The sequence below is a fragment of the Paenibacillus sp. FSL R5-0749 genome (assembly GCF_038595085.1).
GTDB lineage: Bacteria > Bacillota > Bacilli > Paenibacillales > Paenibacillaceae > Paenibacillus.
On the sequence record NZ_CP152005.1, the window covers coordinates 5,863,529 to 5,882,287 of the forward strand.

An 18,759-nucleotide genomic window follows, 5' to 3' on the forward strand; every position below is an offset into this window, starting at 1 on the left:
TTATTTCTTCTTGTTCGCTACTGTACGACGAGGACCTTTACGAGTACGAGCATTCGTTTTCGTACGTTGTCCACGAACAGGCAGACCACGACGATGACGAACTCCACGGTAACAACCGATCTCCGTCAAACGTTTAATATTCAAAGAGATTTCTCGACGCAGGTCACCTTCTACTTTGACCTCTTTATCGATACTTTCACGCAATTTGCTGACTTCATCTTCCGTCAAATCACGAACACGAGTGTCCGGATTGATGCCTGTTGTGCTCAGAATTTTCTGGGAAGTCGTTTTACCGATTCCGAAAATATAAGTCAAGGCGATCTCAACGCGCTTATCACGTGGCAAATCCACACCAGCTATACGTGCCATTTTACGCTACACCCCCTTCTTTAACCTTGTTTTTGTTTGTGTTTCGGATTTTCACAGATAACCATAACATTCCCTTTGCGGCGAATGACTTTGCATTTTTCGCAAATCGGCTTGACCGAAGGTCTTACCTTCATGTGAATTACCTCCTCAAAGTTTTGCTAAGCAAAACCCTCTTCGTAAGCATTGACCTTGTTCTACTATTGTAAAACCGGCTTCGAAGCTTTCGCAAGTTTTGCCGGGCAAAACCCGCTTCATAAGCTTCACAGTTCATTGCAACTGTCTACTACTATTTACGGTAAGTTATACGACCTTTTGTTAAATCATAAGGCGACAACTGAACAACTACTTTGTCTCCAGTCAGGATACGAATAAAGTGCATCCGTAGTTTTCCGGAAACGTGAGCGAGAATTTGATGACCGTTCTCAAGCTCAACCTTGAATGTTGCATTCGGTAGCGGTTCAAGAACCGTACCTTCCACTTCAATGACATCTTCCTTGGCCATTAGTCAGTCTCCTTTCTCTTCAGCTTGAATGTTGGTGGATTCCAGAAATGAATGGACCGCATAGCGGAGCTTTCCATTTGTCACCCGACCACTCTCGTTTAAACTGTTCACAACCTCGCTGCTAATCATGGGCTGGAGTTCAAGATGAAGAAGATTCTTCTTCTTGGGTTGATCAAACTTACGTTTGTCTCCATCCGCGATATATACGAACTTACTGTCCGCTATAGCAACAATTACTGCGGCTTGGTCCGCATTGCGGCCTTTACGGATCTTCACAAGTTGACCGAGCTGCGGATTAGACTGACTGTTCATGCCTCATCACCTACGCATTCAGTTTCGTGAAAATTTCCATACCATCTGGTGTAACTGCTACGGTGTGTTCAAAGTGGGCACATAACTTTCCATCAACCGTGACGACAGTCCAGTTATCTTCCAACGTTTTCACATACCGTCTTCCTACGTTAACCATCGGCTCTATGGCCAGCACCATGCCCGCTTTGAGCCGTGGTCCCCGATCGGGAAGACCATAGTTCGGAATCTGTGGTTCTTCGTGCAGATCTGCGCCTATGCCGTGACCGACATATTCACGAACAACTGAGAACCCTTCATCTTCAATATATTTCTGAATCGCATGAGATATTGTAAACAAGCGAACGTCCGGTTTTACCAGCGCCAGACCTGCGTATAACGAAGCCTCGGTAACGTCCAGAAGACGACGGGCTTCTTCGGAAATACGGCCGACCGGATAAGTCCAGGCGGAATCTCCATGATACCCCTGGTACTGCGCGCCAATGTCAAACGTAACGATATCGCCCTCGTTCAACTTGCGTTTGCCGGGAAATCCATGTACCAACTCTTCATTTACTGAAGCGCACACACTGGCAGGGAAACCGTTATAACCTTTGAAAGACGGCACAGCTCCTTGACTGCGGATATATTGATCAGCCATATGGTCAAGTTCACCAGTCGTAATACCGGGAGCGATATGCTCTGCCAAGAGACGATGCGTTTCCGCAACAATTCTCCCTGCTTCCCTCATCAAGCCCAGTTCCGTTTCGGACTTACCAATGATCATCAATTAACCTCTCAGTAAGGACACGATTTCTTGAGAAACTTGATCGATATCCTGTTCTCCGTTCACTTGACGAAGAAGACCTTTAGTCTCATAGAACGTGAGGAGTGGTGCTGTTTTGTTGATATACTCGTCCAGTCGTGTACCTACACTCTCTTCATTATCATCAGAGCGTTGATACAACTCACCAGCGCATTTATCACAAATACCTTCCTGCTTAGGCGGATTGAATACCACATGATAAGTGGAACCACAGTTTTTACAAATCCGACGACCCGTTAAACGAGCGAGTAATTTGTTGCGATCCACTTTCAGGTTGATTACATGATCGAGACCTGAGTTCAATCGGTCCAGAATGCCATCGAGCGCTTCTGCTTGTGACAGGGTTCTTGGAAATCCGTCCAAGAGGAAACCTTCTCTGCAGTCAGGCTGCTGCAAACGTTCTTCAACGATGCCAATGGTTACATCATCTGGTACAAGCAATCCTTGATCCATATATTCCTTGGCTTTCAGGCCAATGGGAGTTCCCTGTTTGATCGCTAGACGAAATGCATCGCCTGTTGAAATATGGGGAATACCGAACTCTTTCACGATGACGTCTGCTTGTGTTCCTTTTCCTGCCCCAGGAGGGCCCATGAATAGGATGTTCACGTTATGTCACTCCCTCCAAGACTACCCTACATCAACAAACAGCACAATAGGTGCCGGCAAGTAAATCTTCACTCGACCGGTACCTATTGCCTATTTATTGATAAAACCTTTGTAGTGGCGTTTGATCAATTGGCTTTCGATTTGCTTCATCGTATCCAGCGCAACACCGATAACGATCAGGAGGGATGTTCCTCCAATTTGCGCAGATTGAGGCAAACCAGAAAGTGCCCCTAAGAATACAGGCAGAACGGAAATGACTGCCAAGAAGATGGCTCCGGCCATTGTCAAACGAGTCATGACACGGGTCAGATATTTCTCGGTTGCTTTACCCGGGCGAATGCCTGGGATGTAACCGCCGTTCTTTTTCATATTATCAGCCATCTGCTGTGGATTCATCTGTACAAAAGTATAGAAGAATGTGAAACCGAAGATCATCACAACATACAGTAACATACCCAGAGGTTTGTGTGTAGTCAGATTCTGTCCGATCCACTGTGCCCAGATGCGATCTGCCCAGAAGTTGGCGATGATCGTTGGGAACATCAACAGCGATGAAGCAAAGATGACAGGGATAACACCTGCTGCATTAATTTTCAGCGGGATATGTGTATTCTGTCCACCGTACATTTTGTTACCTACGACACGTTTAGCGTACTGTACAGGAATTTTCCGAATCGCCTGCTGAATGTAAATGACCCCTATGATGATCAGCACAATAACAATTGCGATGATTACACCTTTAAGAATATTCATAAACAGTTGGTCAGGTTGGATGAAGTCAGATTCGATCGTTTGTTTGATAATATTAGGCACCGTAGATAGGATACCTGCAAAGATCAAGATCGAAATTCCGTTTCCTATGCCCTTCTCGGTGATTTGCTCACCAAGCCACATCAGGAATGAAGTACCGGCCGTAAGTACAATCGCGATCAAGATATAATCTGCAAATGTAGCGTTAGGCACCATCTCTGTATTGTACAAGCGGTTGAATCCGATCGACGTACCAAACGCTTGAATCAATGCCAGCCCGATGGTTAAATAACGGGTCAACTGTGCAGATTTCTTCTTACCTTGTTCACCTTGCTTTGCCCACTCCGCTAATTTAGGAATAACGTCCATGGAAAGCAACTGTACTATGATAGACGCAGTGATGTAAGGCACGATCCCGAGCGCAAATATCGAGAACTGGAAGAGCGCTCCACCCGAGAACGTATTGAGAAGTCCAAAAACTTCTTTACCCGCAGAATTTGTCGCTTCGAACACATCTTTGTTAACTCCCGGCACGGGGACAAAGGAGCCGATGCGGTAAATGATCAGTACAAAAAGGGTAAATAATACCCTTTTGCGCAGATCTTCAACCCGCCAGATATTCTTTAGGGTCTTGAACATTAAATCACCTCAGTTGTACCGCCAGCAGCTTCAATTTTCTCAATAGCAGATTGAGAAAACTTGTTAGCTTTAACAGTCAGCTTCACAGTGACATCACCGTTACCCAGAATTTTGATTCCGGATTTAGCGTTTTTAACTACGCCATTCGTCATCAAGAATTCTGGAGTTACTTCAGTACCCGCTGCAAAACTGTTCAGGTCTTCAGTATTCACAACTGCATATTCTTTGCGAGTTGGGTTTACAAAACCACGTTTTGGCAAGCGACGATACAATGGATTTTGTCCACCTTCGAAGCCTGGACGAACTCCACCGCCAGAACGAGAATTTTGTCCTTTGTGACCGCGACCTGATGTTTTACCTGTACCACTACTTGGACCGCGACCAACACGTTTACGTTCTTTGCGGGATCCAGGAGATGGTGAAAGCTCATGTAACTTCATCGTTCGTTGCACCTCCTTAAAGATTTGTGGGATTAACCCGTTTTTAAGCTTCTACTTCTTTAACAGCAACCAAGTGGCTTACTTTGTTAATCATACCACGGATGGCAGGATTATCGTTTTGAACCACTTTGCTATTGATTTTGCGCAAACCCAATGTTTTCACAGTTGTTCTTTGCGTCTCCGGACGTCCGATCAAACTGCGGACGAGGGTAATTTCTAATTTAGCCATGAGAATTCCCTCCTTAACCCAGAAGCTCTTCGACGGATTTTCCGCGCAGTTTAGCCACGTCTTCAGCACGCTTCAAACGGGACAAACCTTCCAAAGTCGCATTGACCATGTTCATGGAATTCGAAGAACCCAGAGATTTTGTCAAAATGTCACCTACACCAGCAAGTTCGAGAACCGCACGTACAGGACCACCAGCGATAACACCAGTACCTTCAGATGCTGGTTTCAACAGCACGCGTCCTGCGCCGAACTTACCTGTTACCAAGTGAGGAATCGATGTTCCTACGAGTGGAACGTGTACAAGGTTTTTCTTAGCGTCTTCAATACCTTTGCGAATTGCATCAGGTACTTCGCCCGCTTTACCGATACCAGCTCCAACCCAGCCGTTGCCGTCGCCGACTACAACCAGTGCGCTAAAGCTGAAACGGCGTCCGCCTTTTACTACTTTAGCTACGCGATTAATATTTACAACTCTTTCAGTCAGTTCCAAAGTATTCGGATCTACACGCAAGTCGTTAACCTCCTTTTGAAAAATATCTTAAAACTCAAGTCCTGCTTCACGAGCCGCTTCAGCCAAAGCTGCGATACGACCATGGTACAGATATCCGCTACGGTCAAATACGATGTTGGAAACACCTTTGTCTTTCGCACGTTTAGCAACGAGTTCGCCAACTTTACGAGCTGATTCAACAGATGCACCATTTTTGATGTCAGTGCTCAATTCTTTGTCTACGGTAGACGCGGAAGCGATTGTTACACCAGCAACATCATCGATGATTTGAGCATACATATGTTTACCAGAACGGAATACGTTCAAACGAGGACGTGCTGCCGTTCCTTGGATTTTCTTACGAACACGAAGGTGTCTTTTCAGACGAGCCTTATTTTTATCTGGTTTCGTAATCATCTCAAAGATTCACTCCTTTCAGGTTACCTCGCTGGCTTCAAAGCAGAAGCCACGGGGTATATTAGAAACACACGAAGCAAGCAAGCCGAAAGCCGCGCAAAGGCGGTAAGAGAAATCTTATTTCTTCTTACCGGCTTTACCTTCCTTACGGATGATACGCTCGCCTTCATATTTAATACCTTTACCTTTGTATGGCTCAGGTTCACGTACGGAACGGATTTTAGCAGCGTAAGCACCTACACGCTCTTTGTCGATTCCGCGAACGATGATTTTTGTATTCGAAGGTACTTCGAATTCAATTCCCGCTTCCGGTGTAATTTCAACCGGGTGAGAGTAACCAACGTTCAGAACGATTTTATCTCCGGATTTGCTTGCACGATATCCGACCCCAACCAATTCCAGAGATTTCGCGAATCCTTCAGTAACGCCGCTCACCATATTGTTTACAACGCTGCGCGTTGTGCCGTGCAAAGAACGGTGAGTTTTGTTATCGGAAGGACGCACAACTGTGATTTCGTTATTTTCAACTGTAACCTTCATGTCTTTATGAAGCTCACGAGTCAAAGTTCCTTTTGGTCCTTTTACCGTAATAACGGTGTTGTCCAGGGTGATGTCTACACCACTTGGTACTGTGATTGGTTTGCGACCAATACGAGACATATGTTGCACCTCCTATCTTGTGACGTTATATTACCAAACGTAGCAAACGACTTCTCCGCCGGATTTCGATTGACGAGCTTCTTTGTCCGTCATGATACCTTTGGATGTCGAGATGATCGCGATTCCCAGGCCACCAAGTACACGAGGTACTTCATTGCTTTTCGTGTAAACACGAAGACCAGGTTTACTGATTCTTTTCAGACCAGTGATAACGCGCTCGTTATTTTGACCGTATTTCAGGAAAACACGGATAATCCCTTGTTTGTTATCATCGATAACTTCAGCGTCACGGATGAAACCTTCACGCTTCAGGATATCGGCGATTTGTTTTTTCATTGTCGAAGCAGGCATTTCTACCGTTTCGTGACGAACAGTGTTCGCGTTACGAATACGAGTAAGCATATCTGCAATTGGATCAGACATAGTCATTGTGAGTTAACCTCCTTCCCGTTCAGGACTTTTTACCAGCTTGCTTTTTTCACGCCAGGGATCTGGCCTTTATAAGCTAATTCACGGAAGCAAATTCTGCAAATTTTGAACTTTTGCAGGACCGAATGTGGACGTCCGCAACGCTCACAGCGTGTATATGCACGTACTTTAAACTTTGGTGTACGTTGTTGTTTAACTTTCATCGAAGTTTTTGCCACTTAGCCTGACACCTCCTAAATAATTTCGGAGAAAAGGGAGTCTTTCCAGACACCCGGAAACGTTATGCCAACATTACTTAACGAAAGGCATTCCCATTTGCGTGAGCAATTCGCGGGACTCTTCGTCTGTTTTCGCCGTTGTTACGATGACTATATCCATACCGCGGACTTTATCAACTTTATCATACTCGATCTCTGGGAAGATCAATTGCTCTTTCAGACCCAGTGTGTAGTTACCACGTCCGTCGAAAGCTTTGCTCGATACACCGCGGAAGTCGCGGACACGAGGAAGCGTAACGTTGAACAGTTTATCGAGGAAGAAGTACATACGCTCGCCGCGCAATGTTACTTTCACACCGATAGGCATATTCTCACGCAGTTTGAATCCTGCGATTGATTTTTTTGCACGAGTGATTACAGGTTTTTGACCTGCGATCAGTTGCAAATCGTTTACTGCGGAATCCAACACTTTGGAGTTTTGGACAGCGTCGCCCACACCCATGTTGATAACGATTTTCTCGATTTTCGGCACTTGCATTACCGTTGTATAGTTAAACTTCTGCATCAAAGCAGGAGCGATTTCTTGCAGGTAACGTTCTTTCATTCTTGATGCCATGAATCATAGCCCTCCTTTCTCATTCGGTTCAATTAGTCGATAATTTCTCCGGAACGTTTAGCAACGCGCACTTTCTTTCCGTTATCCAAAACTTTGTAACCTACACGGGTTACTTTTCCGCTCTTCGGATCGATGTGCATTACGTTGGAAACGTGAATCGGAGCTTCCTTCTCGATAATGCCGCCTTGCGGGTTTTGCTGGTTAGGCTTCTGGTGTTTTTTCACCATGTTAACACCTTCCACAAGGACGCGGTTCTCACGAGGATAAGCAGCGATGACACGGCCTTTTTTACCTTTGTCTTTACCGCTGATCACCATAACCGTATCTTCCTTTTTAACGTGAAGTTTGTTGTTATGGGATTCCAGAACTTTTTTCACTCTTGGCATTTCGTACACCTCCTGTTTCTAACATCACGAGATTAAAGCTTTAGATTACTTCTGGAGCCAAGGAAACGATTTTCATGAAGTCTTTATCGCGAAGTTCGCGAGCAACTGGTCCGAAAATACGTGTTCCACGTGGGCTTCTGTCGTCTTTTACAACAACCGCTGCATTTTCATCAAAACCGATGTAGGAACCGTCTTTACGACGTACAGAACGTTTCGTACGAACGACAACCGCTCTAACTACATCACCTTTTTTGACAACGCCGCCTGGTGTTGCTTGTTTAACAGAACAAACGATCAGATCACCGATTTGAGCTGTACGACGTCCCGTACCGCCGAGTACGCGGATACACATCAGTTCCTTCGCACCGGAGTTGTCAGCCACAGTCAAACGTGTAAATGGTTGAATCATTTAGTATTCCTCCTTTCAGCAGTGCTGCTGAGCATTAGATGATAACCGCTTTTTCTACGATTTCAGTAAGTCTCCAGCGTTTATCTTTCGAAAGCGGACGAGTCTCCATGATTTTCACCGTGTCACCGATTTTCGCAGTGTTTTCTTCGTCATGTGCTTTGAATTTTTTAGTAACCTTAATGCGCTTATGGTACAAGTTGTGTTTTTTGTAAGTTTCTACAGCAACAACAATTGTTTTGTCCATTTTATCGCTGACCACTTTACCAGTTTGCACTTTACGTGCGTTACGTTCTTCGCTCATTGTTGGCCTCCTTCCTGATTACGGACGGATTGTCCATCCTATCCCTAATTAACCGATTCCCAATTCTCTCTCACGGATAATGGTTTTAGCACGAGCTATTTCTTTCCGCACATCACGGATGCGAGTCGGGTTATCCAGCTGACCGGTAGCTAATTGAAAGCGGAGGTTAAAGAGTTCTTCTTTAAATCCGGCAATCTTTTGCTCGATTTCAGCAGAGGTTAGGTTGCGAAATTCACTAGCTTTCATTTGCTTCACCACCCAATTCTTCACGTTTCACGAACTTCGTTTTGATTGGCAGTTTGTGAGCGGCAAGACGCATTGCTTCGCGTGCAATTTCCTCCGGTACACCAGCAAGTTCAAACATGATCTTACCTGGTTTCACTACTGCAACCCATTTTTCTACGTTACCTTTACCGCTACCCATCCGAACCTCGAGAGGCTTTTGAGTGATTGGTTTGTCTGGGAAGATTTTGATCCAAACTTTACCACCACGTTTGATGTAACGAGTCATTGCAATACGAGCAGCTTCGATCTGACGGTTCGTAATCCAAGCCGGTTCCGTAGCTTGCAGACCGTATTCGCCAAAGTTCAGAGTTGTTCCGCCTTTAGCTTGGCCTTTCATATGTCCACGTTGTTGCTTACGGTGTTTTACGCGTTTTGGTACCAACATGATTAGTTGCCTCCTTCCTTAGCAGCTTGTTTCTTAGCCGTAGGAAGAACCTCTCCACGATAGATCCATACTTTTACGCCAATACGTCCGTAAGTAGTATGAGCCTCTGCTGTACCATAGTCAATGTCAGCACGCAGTGTGTGCAGTGGAACAGTTCCTTCGCTGTAGCCTTCAGAACGTGCGATCTCAGCACCGCCAAGACGTCCGCCTACTTGAGTTTTGATACCTTTAGCACCGGAGCGCATAGTTCTTTGAATCGCTTGTTTCAGAGCACGACGGAAAGAAACGCGACGTTCCAATTGTTGTGCAATGCTTTCAGCTACAAGAATAGCGTCCAAGTCTTGGTTTTTAATTTCAGAAATGTTGATGTGTACTTTTTTACCGCCAGCAATTTTCGTAATTTGATTACGAAGATTTTCAACTTCCGAACCACCTTTACCAATTACCATACCTGGTTTAGCAGTGTGAATCGTTACGTTTACGCGGTTAGCCGCTCTCTCAATTTCTACACGAGATAAAGCGGAGTCTTTCAATTTATTTTTCAGGAATTCACGAATTTTCACGTCTTCCATCAAAAGATCACCGAAGTCTTTGCCTGCATACCACTTAGATTCCCAGTCACGGATAATTCCGACACGGAGTCCGACTGGATTTACCTTTTGGCCCACACATTTCCCCTCCTTCTACTTCTCAGATACCACCAAAGTAATGTGGCTAGTACGTTTGTTAATACGACTTGCACGTCCCATTGCACGAGGGCGGAAACGTTTCATTGTCGGTCCTTGGTTCACGTAAGCTTGCGAGATAACCAAGTTGTTAACATCCAAAGAATAGTTATGTTCCGCATTCGCAATAGCGGAGTTAAGCAACTTCTCAACGATTGGAGAAGCGGATTTCGGAGTGTGACGGAGAATGGCAACCGCCTCACCTACTTGCTTGCCGCGAATCAAGTCAACAACGAGTTGAACTTTACGAGGAGCAATCCGGATAAACTTAGCATGTGCTTTTGCTTCCATTGTGTAACCTCCTCTCAAACATTAAAGATGTTCATTTATCTTCTTGTTTTCTTATCATCATCAGTATGGCCTTTGTACGTACGGGTTGGAGCGAACTCACCCAGTTTGTGTCCAACCATGTCCTCAGTTACATACACTGGCACGTGTTTACGACCGTCGTAAACGCCAAATGTGTGTCCGATGAATTGTGGGAAAATTGTAGAACGACGGGACCAGGTTTTGATAACGTTCTTCTTACCTGAAGCTTCCATCTCTTCTACCTTTTTGAGCATGTAGCCATCAATGAATGGCCCTTTTTTCAAACTGCGACCCATGTGGAGATCCTCCCTTCAAACGTAGCTATTATGCATCCGCAGATGCCTCACGAAGTTATGCACAGTGTGTATTACTTCGTGCGGCGGCGAATGATGTATTTATCAGAAGCTTTATTTTTCTTACGCGTTTTGTAACCAAGAGTAGGTTTACCCCATGGTGACATTGGCGATTTACGTCCGATTGGAGCACGACCTTCACCACCACCGTGTGGGTGATCGTTAGGGTTCATTACTACACCACGAACCTCAGGACGTTTACCCAACCAACGGCTACGACCGGCTTTACCGATTTTGATGAGCTCGTGGTCTTGGTTACCAACAGATCCGATTGTCGCGCGGCAAACTTTCAAAATACGACGAACTTCTCCGGAAGAGAGACGAACGGATACGTATTTTTCTTCTTTACCAAGCAATTGAGCTTCTGTACCAGCAGCACGAACCAATTGTCCGCCTTTACCTGGTTTCAACTCGATGTTGTGGATAACGGTACCTACTGGAATGTTTTCGAGTGGCAGTGCGTTACCAATTTTAATGTCTGATTCAGGTCCGGAGAATACTTGATCTCCAACTTTCAAACCTTTAGGAGCGATGATATAACGCTTTTCACCATCAGCATAATGAATCAGAGCGATGTTAGATGTACGGTTCGGGTCATACTCAATCGTAGCAACGCGGCCCGGTATTCCATCTTTAGTACGTTTGAAGTCAATGATACGGTATTTACGTTTGTGTCCACCACCATGGTGACGAACTGTAATTTTACCTTGGTTGTTGCGGCCTGCTTGTTTGCTCAACGGGGCCAACAACGATTTCTCCGGCTGATTTGTGGTGATTTCCTCAAATGTAGAAACGGACATGTTCCGTCTTGCCGGGGATGTTGGTTTATACTTTTTGATTGGCACTGGGTTTCCCTCCTTACTTCAAAAATTCAATTATACAGTTTCAAAGAACTCAAGCGTTTTGCTGTCTTTTGTCAGCGTTACAAACGCTTTTTTCCATTCGCTTGTATATCCGGAATAACGTCCGTACCGTTTTGGCTTAGCTGGAACACGAAGCGTGTTCACGTTTTTCACTTTTACGTTGAAAATAGCTTCTACTGCCTTTTTGATCTCGGTTTTGTTTGCACGGATATCGACTTCAAATACATATTTCAAGTCATTCATCATGTCAGCAGTACGTTCCGTAATAATCGGACGTTTTACAATATCACGAGGATCCTTCATTACGCGAGCACCTCCTCTACCTTCTGAACTGCTTCTTTCGTAATGATCAATTTGTCGTGCGAAAGCACGTCAAGAACATTAATGCCGTCAGCAGCTACGAATTTCACGCCTGGAATATTCCGTGCGGAAAGAGCTACATTATCATCATAGCTAGGAGCTACGATCAAAGCCTTACGTCCCACTTTGAGGTTACTCAAGATGGCTGCAAATTCTTTAGTTTTAGGCGTGCTCAACGCGAGAGCGTCCAAAACGATAATGTCATTGTCAAGCACTTTGGATGAAAGGGCTGATTTGATCGCCAAACGACGAACTTTCTTAGGCAGTTTATACGCATAGCTCCGTGGTGTTGGACCAAATACGATACCGCCGCCTTTCCATTGTGGTGAACGAATTGAACCTTGACGAGCGCGACCTGTACCTTTTTGTTTCCAAGGCTTACGTCCGCCGCCACGTACTTCAGAACGTCCTTTTACTTTGTGGGTACCTTGACGAAGGGAAGCGCGTTGCATAAGAACTGCATCGTACAGAACGTGTTGGTTCGGTTCAATTCCGAAAACCGCATCATTCAATTCTACTTCGCCTACTTGGCTACCATCTACATTGTAAACTGATACTTTTGGCATTTTGTGTTCCTCCTTTCTTCAGTGGTTATTTTTTCACCGTTTCTTTAACTTTGATGAGACTGTTTTTCGGTCCAGGAATGGAACCTTTCACGAGCAACACGTTACGCTCAGCGTCTACTTTAACTACTTCAAGACGTTGAATTGTAACTGTATCATGTCCCATGTGTCCTGGCAGGCGTTTGCCTTTAGGAACGCGGTTAGCTTGGATCGAACCCATCGAACCCGGGCCACGGTGATAACGAGAACCGTGAGACATAGGTCCAGTGCTTTGTCCCCAACGCTTGATTACGCCGGCAAAACCTTTACCTTTAGAAACACCCGTTACGTCAACGAATTCGCCTTCAGCGAAAATGTCAGCTTTCAGTTCTTGGCCAACTTCATATTCAGCGATGTTGATACCGCGAACTTCACGAACGTAGCGCTTAGGGGCAGTGTTCGCTTTTTTAGCGTGACCTGCTTCTGGCTTGTTAGCATTTTTCTCTTTCTTATCGGAGTAACCGATTTGAATTGCTTCGTAGCCATCGTTCTCAATGTCTTTCTTTTGCAAAACAACACAAGGGCCTGCTTCGATAACCGTTACTGGAACAACGTTACCTTCAGGAGTAAATACTTGAGTCATTCCGAGTTTTTTTCCTAAGATTGCTTTCATGTTGACACCTCTTTTCCTCTATACATGGTCTTTGTTGTAGCTTGTATTACAATTTAATTTCGATATCTACACCGGACGGCAGATCCAAGCGCATCAAGGCATCCACAGTTTGTGGAGTCGGGTTAACGATGTCGATCAAACGCTTATGTGTGCGTTGTTCGAATTGTTCCCGAGAATCCTTGTACTTGTGCACCGCACGAAGAATAGTAATGATTTGTTTTTCAGTAGGAAGCGGAATCGGACCGGATACACCTGCACCCGAACGTTTTGCTGTTTCAACAATTTTCTCCGCGGATTGATCAAGAATTCTGTGGTCGTAAGCTTTCAAACGAATACGAATTTTTTGCTTTGCCATTTTAGTCCCTCCTTCTATCGCCCAATTTTTTATCGGACATACTCCGTGAAAATTTTCTAGCCACTGTCCCATGGCAAAGGGGCCGGGTGTGCCAGTAACCTCTCACATCATCGCAACGTCACAGAACAACATTCATTATTATATAGAAAAGATAGGCGTATTGCAAGCATATTTAAGAAAAACATTTAAACTTATCTTTTCTGATGAAATGACTTCGTTTATTGTAGTGTTTATCTTCAATATCCAGGCTGCCTTGCCAATCCTTCTAAACTCGTAAATGATGTTCATTTTATATGACGCAGGTTCCGAAACTTTACACATAATAAAAGAGTTCTTTATCCGATGTCGGATAAAGAACTCTTCCGAAGCTTCGTTACAATACAATGTTACTCGTTCCAGTACACTGTTGCATATGCTTTATTCAGCGTTAAGCCGAATTATTTTTGGATCGATGCTACGGAACCGGCACCTACTGTACGTCCACCTTCACGAATGGAGAACTTAGTTCCTTCTTCAATCGCAATTGGGGAGATCAGGGAAACAGTAACTGTGATGTTATCACCAGGCATTACCATTTCAGTACCTTCAGGCAAGTTGATGATGCCTGTTACGTCAGTTGTACGGAAGTAGAACTGTGGACGGTAACCAGTGAAGAATGGTTTGTGACGTCCGCCCTCTTCTTTAGTCAAAACGTAGATTTGAGCTGTGAATTCTGTGTGAGGCTTAACAGAACCCGGTTTAGCCAAAACTTGGCCACGCTCGATGTTGTTACGGTCAACACCACGAAGAAGTGCTCCGATGTTGTCACCTGCTTGAGCGGAATCCAGCAATTTGCGGAACATCTCAACGCCAGTTACAACAGATTTTTTAGTTTCTTCAGTGATACCAACGATTTCGATCTCTTCGCCGACTTTAACAGTACCACGCTCTACACGGCCAGTAGCAACAGTACCACGACCAGTGATAGAGAATACGTCCTCGACAGGCATCAAGAAAGGCTTGTCAGTTTGACGCTCAGGCAGTGGGATGTAAGTGTCGATTTCTTTGAACATCTCAACGATTTTTTGAGCCCATTCGCCATCTGGGTTAGCCAGTGCTTCACGAGCAGATCCACGAGTGATTGGAGTATCGTCACCTGGGAACTCATATTCGTTAAGAAGGTCGCGAACTTCCATCTCAACCAATTCCAACAACTCTTCGTCTTCGACCATGTCACATTTGTTCAAGAATACAACAATGTAAGGTACGCCTACTTGACGGGAGAGCAAGATGTGCTCACGAGTTTGTGGCATTGGGCCGTCAGCTGCGGATACTACCAAGATAGCTCCGTCCATTTGTGCCGCGCCAGTGATCATGTTTTTAACATAGTCGGCGTGACCTGGGCAGTCTACGTGAGCGTAGTGACGAGTGTCAGTTTCGTACTCAACGTGTGCTGTGGAGATAGTGATACCGCGCTCGCGCTCTTCTGGAGCTTTGTCGATTTGGTCGAATGCTACAGCAGCACCACCGTAAGTTTTGGACAATACAGTTGTGATTGCAGCAGTCAGAGTTGTTTTACCGTGATCGACGTGACCGATAGTACCGATGTTAACGTGGGGTTTATTACGTTCGTATTTAGCCTTTGCCATTTGAACGTGGCCTCCTTAAAATTATAATTTTATGTTTTCACTGAATGAAGTGCTCCGAAATGAATTCTTATGCACTTACATCCAGTGTGAGAAAACTACTCGGTGCCTTTTGTTTTGGCAACGATTTCTTCAGCGATGCTCTTAGGAACTTCTTCATAGTGAGAGAGTTCCATGGAGAACACGCCGCGTCCTTGAGTACCGGAACGAAGAGTTGTAGAGTAACCAAACATTTCAGACAAAGGTACCTTAGCACGGATGATTTGAGCTCCACTACGGGAATCCATACCTTCGATGCGGCCACGACGGGAGTTCAACATACCCATTACGTCACCCATGTACTCTTCTGGAACTGTTACTTCTACTTTCATGATAGGCTCAAGCAGAACTGGTTTACACTTGTCTTTAGCCGCTTTAAGCGCCATTGATCCGGCAATTTTAAATGCCATCTCATTGGAATCGACATCATGGTAAGATCCGTCTACGATTGTAGCCTTAACGTCAACAAGCGGGAAGCCTGCGATAACGCCGTTTTTCATTTGCTCTTCAATCCCTGACAGTGCAGGTTGAATGTATTCTCTAGGAACGGAACCACCGACAACCTTACTTTCGAACTGGCTGCCTGTACCCGGCTCGAGAGGTTCGAATTCAACCCATACGTGACCGTATTGACCACGACCACCGGATTGACGTACGAATTTACCTTCAACGCGCGCTGGAGCACGGAATGTTTCACGGTAAGCTACTTGTGGTTTACCCACAGTAGTTTCAACCTTGAACTCACGACGCATACGGTCGATGATGATATCAAGGTGAAGCTCACCCATACCTGCCAAGATAGTTTGACCTGTTTCTTCATCAGTATGAGCACGAAGAGTTGGATCCTCTTCAGTCAACTTACCGAGAGCAACACCCATTTTGTCTTGGTCAGCTTTGGTTTTAGGTTCAACGGCGATTTCGATAACCGGATCAGGGAAGTTCATTGACTCCAAGATAACCGGATTTTTCTCATCACATAGTGTATCACCTGTACCGGTATCTTTCAAACCTACGGCAGCTGCAATATCACCGGAGTAAACTTCAGTGATCTCTTGACGGCTGTTCGCATGCATTTGAAGGATACGACCGATACGCTCACGTTTGTTTTTAGTTGCATTCAATACATATGAACCGGATTGAAGAATACCGGAATACACGCGGAAGAATGTCAATTTACCAACGTAAGGGTCAGTCATGATTTTGAATGCCAATGCGGAGAATGGCTCTTCATCAGAGGACTTACGAACTGCTTCAGTTCCATCTTCAAGATGACCAGTGATTGAAGGTACATCTGTTGGAGCTGGCAAGTAGTCGATAACAGCATCCAACATCAGTTGAACACCTTTGTTACGATATGAGGATCCACAGATAACAGGGAAGATCTTAACATCTACAACACCTTTACGGAGAGCGCCTTTGATCTCTTCAATAGAGATTTCTTCGCCTTCCAGGTACTTCATTGTCAATTCTTCATCCAGTTCTGCAACACGCTCAATCAATTCATTACGGAGTTCTTCAACTTGCTCTTTGAATTCCGCAGGAATTTCTGTTTCTTCGATATTTTGACCAAGGTCATCTTTGTACATATGAGCCTTTTGTTCAACAATATCGATAATACCGATGAAATCATTTTCAGCGCCAATTGGAAGCTGAATCGCAACAGCGTTCGCTTGAAGGCGATCACGCATGTCGGATACAACGTTCAAGAAGTCAGCACCGATGATATCCATTTTGTTTACATATGCGATACGAGGTACGCCGTACTTGTCAGCCTGTCTCCATACAGTTTCAGACTGAGGCTCAACGCCTTCTTTCGCACTGAATACACCAACTGCTCCGTCCAATACACGAAGGGAACGTTCAACTTCAACAGTGAAGTCAACGTGTCCCGGGGTATCAATAATATTAACGCGGTGGCCTTTCCAAGCAGCGGTAGTCGCAGCGGAAGTAATCGTAATTCCGCGCTCCTGTTCCTGTTCCATCCAGTCCATTGTCGCAGCGCCTTCGTGTACTTCACCGATTTTGTGCGTACGTCCTGTGTAGAACAAGATCCGCTCAGTTGTCGTGGTTTTACCCGCATCAATATGAGCCATGATCCCGATATTACGTGTATTTTTTAAGGAGAACTCTCTAGCCATGAAATGGGTCTCCCTTCAAAATAGAAGTTTTTTATTGTGAACTGAATCCTACCAACGGTAGTGAGCAAACGCTTTGTTCGCTTCAGCCATTTTGTGCGTATCTTCACGTTTTTTAACGGAAGCGCCTGTGTTGTTGGAAGCGTCGATGATCTCAGCCGCCAAACGCTCTTCCATTGTTTTCTCACCGCGGTTGCGGGAGTAGTTCACGAGCCAACGTAGTCCCAGAGCAGTACGTCTCTCTGGTTTTACCTCGATTGGTACTTGGTAGTTGGCACCGCCGACACGGCGAGCTTTAACTTCCAGGACTGGCATGATATTCTTGATTGCTGCTTCAAATACTTCCATCGGGTCATTACCCGTACGTTCTTGAATCAACTTGAACGCATTATACAGAATGCTTTGAGCAACACCGCGTTTTCCGTCGAGCATGATGCGATTGATCAAACGAGTAACCAACTTGGAGTTGTATACCGGATCTGGCAACACGTCTCTTTTCGTAACTGGACCTTTGCGTGGCATGGATATCCCCCTTTCTTTCTTGTTCAGCAGACCCTGTACCTTCCAGACCTAAGCCAGAAGGCTTTCAGGTTCTCTGCTTATAATGGTTTAGGCTTTTTTAGCTTTTGGACGTTTTGCACCGTATTTCGAACGAGCTTGCATACGGTTGTTTACGCCTGCAGTATCGAGAGCTCCACGAACGATGTGATAACGAACCCCTGCAAGGTCTTTAACTTTACCTCCGCGGATCAATACCACACTGTGCTCTTGAAGGTTATGTCCGATTCCCGGGATATAAGCAGTTACCTCGAGACGGTTCGTCAAACGAACACGGGCATACTTACGAAGTGCAGAGTTTGGTTTACGTGGAGTCATTGTACCTACACGAGTGCAGACACCACGTTTTTGTGGGGCACTGATGTTAGTAGATTCACGTTTCAAAGCGTTGAATCCTTTTTGCAAAGCTGGAGATTTTGACTTCTCAACTTTTGCTTGACGTCCTTTACGAACCAGTTGGTTAATAGTTGGCATGTGATTGCCACCCCCTTCCTCAAATATTCATGTTTCTTTATAAACCTCTTTTCGCTAAGTCCACAGACCCAGGCGGTTCATAAAAAGACAAATGAAAAGTTTTTGCCTTGGAGAATCCCTAAAAGTTCTCGGACAAAAACGTTCCTTACACTATCATTTTACGACAGCAGCCATAGCTGCTCCCACTCCAATCCCGCAAGCTTTGCCGAGATTTTTCATTGTATCCACTTTCGTGTACTTTACATTGTGTTGTTCACACAAGGCAATGATTTTGGAAGTGAGCTGCGGATCACTATCTTCTGCGACATAGACTTCAGAAGCCATACCTGTCTGCACCATCCGCATGGTCTGTTTGGTACCTATTTTGACATGAGCATCTTGCAAGGCTTTTTCATTAGACATTGTGCATTCCTCCGAATAGAACCATGTACAATCAGCTGCCCACGCACCTTTGATATATTAGCATCTAGCGCAAGCATTGTCAATGCTAATCCTAAAAG

33 protein-coding genes are annotated in these 18,759 nt (G+C 45.0%); all 33 read right to left on the bottom strand.

Going from position 1 to position 18,759, the window contains the following annotated elements:
• On the bottom strand, positions 1 to 369 hold the full coding sequence (gene rpsM, locus MKY85_RS26295; RefSeq protein WP_062329455.1) for a 30S ribosomal protein S13: 369 nt from the start codon (positions 367 to 369) through the stop codon (positions 1 to 3).
• Positions 370 to 389: 20 nt separating this feature from the next.
• Positions 390 to 503, bottom strand: coding sequence for a 50S ribosomal protein L36 (gene rpmJ / locus MKY85_RS26300; protein ID WP_003333770.1), 114 nt, complete (start codon positions 501 to 503; stop codon positions 390 to 392).
• Positions 504 to 655: 152 nt separating this feature from the next.
• Positions 656 to 871: a translation initiation factor IF-1 gene (gene infA / locus MKY85_RS26305; protein ID WP_017692098.1), complete on the bottom strand. Its 216-nt coding sequence runs from the start codon at positions 869 to 871 to the stop codon at positions 656 to 658.
• Positions 872 to 874: 3 nt separating this feature from the next.
• Positions 875 to 1,183, bottom strand: coding sequence for a KOW domain-containing RNA-binding protein (locus MKY85_RS26310; RefSeq protein WP_091039171.1), 309 nt, complete (start codon positions 1,181 to 1,183; stop codon positions 875 to 877).
• Positions 1,184 to 1,193: 10 nt separating this feature from the next.
• Positions 1,194 to 1,946: a type I methionyl aminopeptidase gene (map, locus tag MKY85_RS26315; protein ID WP_036607191.1), complete on the bottom strand. Its 753-nt coding sequence runs from the start codon at positions 1,944 to 1,946 to the stop codon at positions 1,194 to 1,196.
• A 3-nt stretch (positions 1,947 to 1,949) separates the two neighbouring features.
• On the bottom strand, positions 1,950 to 2,594 hold the full coding sequence (locus MKY85_RS26320; RefSeq protein ID WP_339237992.1) for an adenylate kinase: 645 nt from the start codon (positions 2,592 to 2,594) through the stop codon (positions 1,950 to 1,952).
• A gap of 90 nt (positions 2,595 to 2,684) precedes the next feature.
• Positions 2,685 to 3,983, bottom strand: coding sequence for a preprotein translocase subunit SecY (gene secY / locus MKY85_RS26325; RefSeq protein WP_339257564.1), 1,299 nt, complete (start codon positions 3,981 to 3,983; stop codon positions 2,685 to 2,687).
• Positions 3,983 to 4,423, bottom strand: coding sequence for a 50S ribosomal protein L15 (rplO, locus tag MKY85_RS26330; RefSeq protein ID WP_091020538.1), 441 nt, complete (start codon positions 4,421 to 4,423; stop codon positions 3,983 to 3,985). The genes secY and rplO overlap by 1 nt, the downstream gene beginning before the upstream one ends.
• 43 nt (positions 4,424 to 4,466) lie before the next feature.
• Positions 4,467 to 4,652 (bottom strand): 50S ribosomal protein L30, encoded by a 186-nt coding sequence (gene rpmD / locus MKY85_RS26335; protein WP_017692092.1) that lies wholly within the window; start codon positions 4,650 to 4,652, stop codon positions 4,467 to 4,469.
• Positions 4,653 to 4,665: 13 nt separating this feature from the next.
• On the bottom strand, positions 4,666 to 5,163 hold the full coding sequence (gene rpsE, locus MKY85_RS26340; protein WP_017692091.1) for a 30S ribosomal protein S5: 498 nt from the start codon (positions 5,161 to 5,163) through the stop codon (positions 4,666 to 4,668).
• Positions 5,164 to 5,190: 27 nt separating this feature from the next.
• The gene (rplR, locus tag MKY85_RS26345; RefSeq protein ID WP_017692090.1) at positions 5,191 to 5,559 is read right to left on the bottom strand and encodes a 50S ribosomal protein L18; all 369 of its coding nucleotides are present in this window, start codon (positions 5,557 to 5,559) and stop codon (positions 5,191 to 5,193) included.
• 117 nt (positions 5,560 to 5,676) lie between these two features.
• Positions 5,677 to 6,219 (bottom strand): 50S ribosomal protein L6, encoded by a 543-nt coding sequence (gene rplF / locus MKY85_RS26350; RefSeq protein WP_017692089.1) that lies wholly within the window; start codon positions 6,217 to 6,219, stop codon positions 5,677 to 5,679.
• A gap of 30 nt (positions 6,220 to 6,249) precedes the next feature.
• Positions 6,250 to 6,648, bottom strand: a complete 399-nt coding sequence (gene rpsH / locus MKY85_RS26355) for a 30S ribosomal protein S8 (protein WP_017692088.1) — start codon at positions 6,646 to 6,648, stop codon at positions 6,250 to 6,252.
• A gap of 32 nt (positions 6,649 to 6,680) precedes the next feature.
• Positions 6,681 to 6,866, bottom strand: a complete 186-nt coding sequence (locus tag MKY85_RS26360) for a type Z 30S ribosomal protein S14 (RefSeq protein WP_013312154.1) — start codon at positions 6,864 to 6,866, stop codon at positions 6,681 to 6,683.
• Between the two features lie 73 nt (positions 6,867 to 6,939).
• Positions 6,940 to 7,482: a 50S ribosomal protein L5 gene (rplE, locus tag MKY85_RS26365; RefSeq protein ID WP_253441169.1), complete on the bottom strand. Its 543-nt coding sequence runs from the start codon at positions 7,480 to 7,482 to the stop codon at positions 6,940 to 6,942.
• 32 nt (positions 7,483 to 7,514) lie between these two features.
• Positions 7,515 to 7,868: a 50S ribosomal protein L24 gene (rplX, locus tag MKY85_RS26370; protein ID WP_017692086.1), complete on the bottom strand. Its 354-nt coding sequence runs from the start codon at positions 7,866 to 7,868 to the stop codon at positions 7,515 to 7,517.
• A gap of 40 nt (positions 7,869 to 7,908) precedes the next feature.
• On the bottom strand, positions 7,909 to 8,277 hold the full coding sequence (gene rplN, locus MKY85_RS26375) for a 50S ribosomal protein L14 (protein WP_017692085.1): 369 nt from the start codon (positions 8,275 to 8,277) through the stop codon (positions 7,909 to 7,911).
• Positions 8,278 to 8,311: 34 nt separating this feature from the next.
• Positions 8,312 to 8,578: a 30S ribosomal protein S17 gene (gene rpsQ, locus MKY85_RS26380; protein WP_017692084.1), complete on the bottom strand. Its 267-nt coding sequence runs from the start codon at positions 8,576 to 8,578 to the stop codon at positions 8,312 to 8,314.
• Between the two features lie 48 nt (positions 8,579 to 8,626).
• Positions 8,627 to 8,824, bottom strand: coding sequence for a 50S ribosomal protein L29 (rpmC, locus tag MKY85_RS26385; RefSeq protein ID WP_017692083.1), 198 nt, complete (start codon positions 8,822 to 8,824; stop codon positions 8,627 to 8,629).
• Positions 8,814 to 9,248: a 50S ribosomal protein L16 gene (rplP, locus tag MKY85_RS26390; RefSeq protein WP_017692082.1), complete on the bottom strand. Its 435-nt coding sequence runs from the start codon at positions 9,246 to 9,248 to the stop codon at positions 8,814 to 8,816. Before rplP ends, rpmC begins: the two co-directional genes overlap by 11 nt.
• Positions 9,249 to 9,250: 2 nt before the next feature.
• Positions 9,251 to 9,916 carry a 30S ribosomal protein S3 gene (rpsC, locus tag MKY85_RS26395; RefSeq protein ID WP_339237997.1) on the bottom strand — a complete coding sequence of 222 codons (666 nt, stop codon included), beginning with the start codon at positions 9,914 to 9,916 and terminating at the stop codon, positions 9,251 to 9,253.
• Positions 9,917 to 9,931: 15 nt separating this feature from the next.
• On the bottom strand, positions 9,932 to 10,264 hold the full coding sequence (gene rplV, locus MKY85_RS26400) for a 50S ribosomal protein L22 (protein WP_024633583.1): 333 nt from the start codon (positions 10,262 to 10,264) through the stop codon (positions 9,932 to 9,934).
• A 35-nt stretch (positions 10,265 to 10,299) separates the two neighbouring features.
• A complete protein-coding gene (gene rpsS, locus MKY85_RS26405) occupies positions 10,300 to 10,578 on the bottom strand; it encodes a 30S ribosomal protein S19 (protein WP_062836183.1) in 279 nt (92 codons plus the stop codon).
• 71 nt (positions 10,579 to 10,649) lie between these two features.
• Positions 10,650 to 11,480 (bottom strand): 50S ribosomal protein L2, encoded by an 831-nt coding sequence (rplB, locus tag MKY85_RS26410; RefSeq protein WP_017692078.1) that lies wholly within the window; start codon positions 11,478 to 11,480, stop codon positions 10,650 to 10,652.
• Between the two features lie 30 nt (positions 11,481 to 11,510).
• Positions 11,511 to 11,801 carry a 50S ribosomal protein L23 gene (gene rplW / locus MKY85_RS26415; protein ID WP_017692077.1) on the bottom strand — a complete coding sequence of 97 codons (291 nt, stop codon included), beginning with the start codon at positions 11,799 to 11,801 and terminating at the stop codon, positions 11,511 to 11,513.
• Entirely contained in the window at positions 11,801 to 12,424 is a 624-nt protein-coding gene (gene rplD, locus MKY85_RS26420; protein ID WP_339237999.1) for a 50S ribosomal protein L4, read from the bottom strand. Before rplD ends, rplW begins: the two co-directional genes overlap by 1 nt.
• Before the next feature lie 25 nt (positions 12,425 to 12,449).
• Positions 12,450 to 13,073, bottom strand: coding sequence for a 50S ribosomal protein L3 (rplC, locus tag MKY85_RS26425; RefSeq protein WP_053779208.1), 624 nt, complete (start codon positions 13,071 to 13,073; stop codon positions 12,450 to 12,452).
• 46 nt (positions 13,074 to 13,119) lie between these two features.
• Positions 13,120 to 13,428: a 30S ribosomal protein S10 gene (gene rpsJ, locus MKY85_RS26430; protein ID WP_017692074.1), complete on the bottom strand. Its 309-nt coding sequence runs from the start codon at positions 13,426 to 13,428 to the stop codon at positions 13,120 to 13,122.
• Positions 13,429 to 13,865: 437 nt separating this feature from the next.
• Positions 13,866 to 15,056, bottom strand: coding sequence for an elongation factor Tu (gene tuf / locus MKY85_RS26435; RefSeq protein ID WP_062836181.1), 1,191 nt, complete (start codon positions 15,054 to 15,056; stop codon positions 13,866 to 13,868).
• A 95-nt stretch (positions 15,057 to 15,151) separates the two neighbouring features.
• Complete coding sequence (gene fusA / locus MKY85_RS26440; RefSeq protein WP_339238003.1) at positions 15,152 to 17,230, bottom strand: elongation factor G; 2,079 nt, start codon at positions 17,228 to 17,230, stop codon at positions 15,152 to 15,154.
• A 48-nt stretch (positions 17,231 to 17,278) separates the two neighbouring features.
• Positions 17,279 to 17,749 carry a 30S ribosomal protein S7 gene (gene rpsG / locus MKY85_RS26445; RefSeq protein WP_018753997.1) on the bottom strand — a complete coding sequence of 157 codons (471 nt, stop codon included), beginning with the start codon at positions 17,747 to 17,749 and terminating at the stop codon, positions 17,279 to 17,281.
• Positions 17,750 to 17,836: 87 nt separating this feature from the next.
• Positions 17,837 to 18,259 (bottom strand): 30S ribosomal protein S12, encoded by a 423-nt coding sequence (gene rpsL, locus MKY85_RS26450; RefSeq protein ID WP_017692070.1) that lies wholly within the window; start codon positions 18,257 to 18,259, stop codon positions 17,837 to 17,839.
• A gap of 153 nt (positions 18,260 to 18,412) precedes the next feature.
• Positions 18,413 to 18,661 carry a ribosomal L7Ae/L30e/S12e/Gadd45 family protein gene (locus tag MKY85_RS26455; RefSeq protein WP_047841123.1) on the bottom strand — a complete coding sequence of 83 codons (249 nt, stop codon included), beginning with the start codon at positions 18,659 to 18,661 and terminating at the stop codon, positions 18,413 to 18,415.
• Positions 18,662 to 18,759 lie beyond the last annotated feature (98 nt).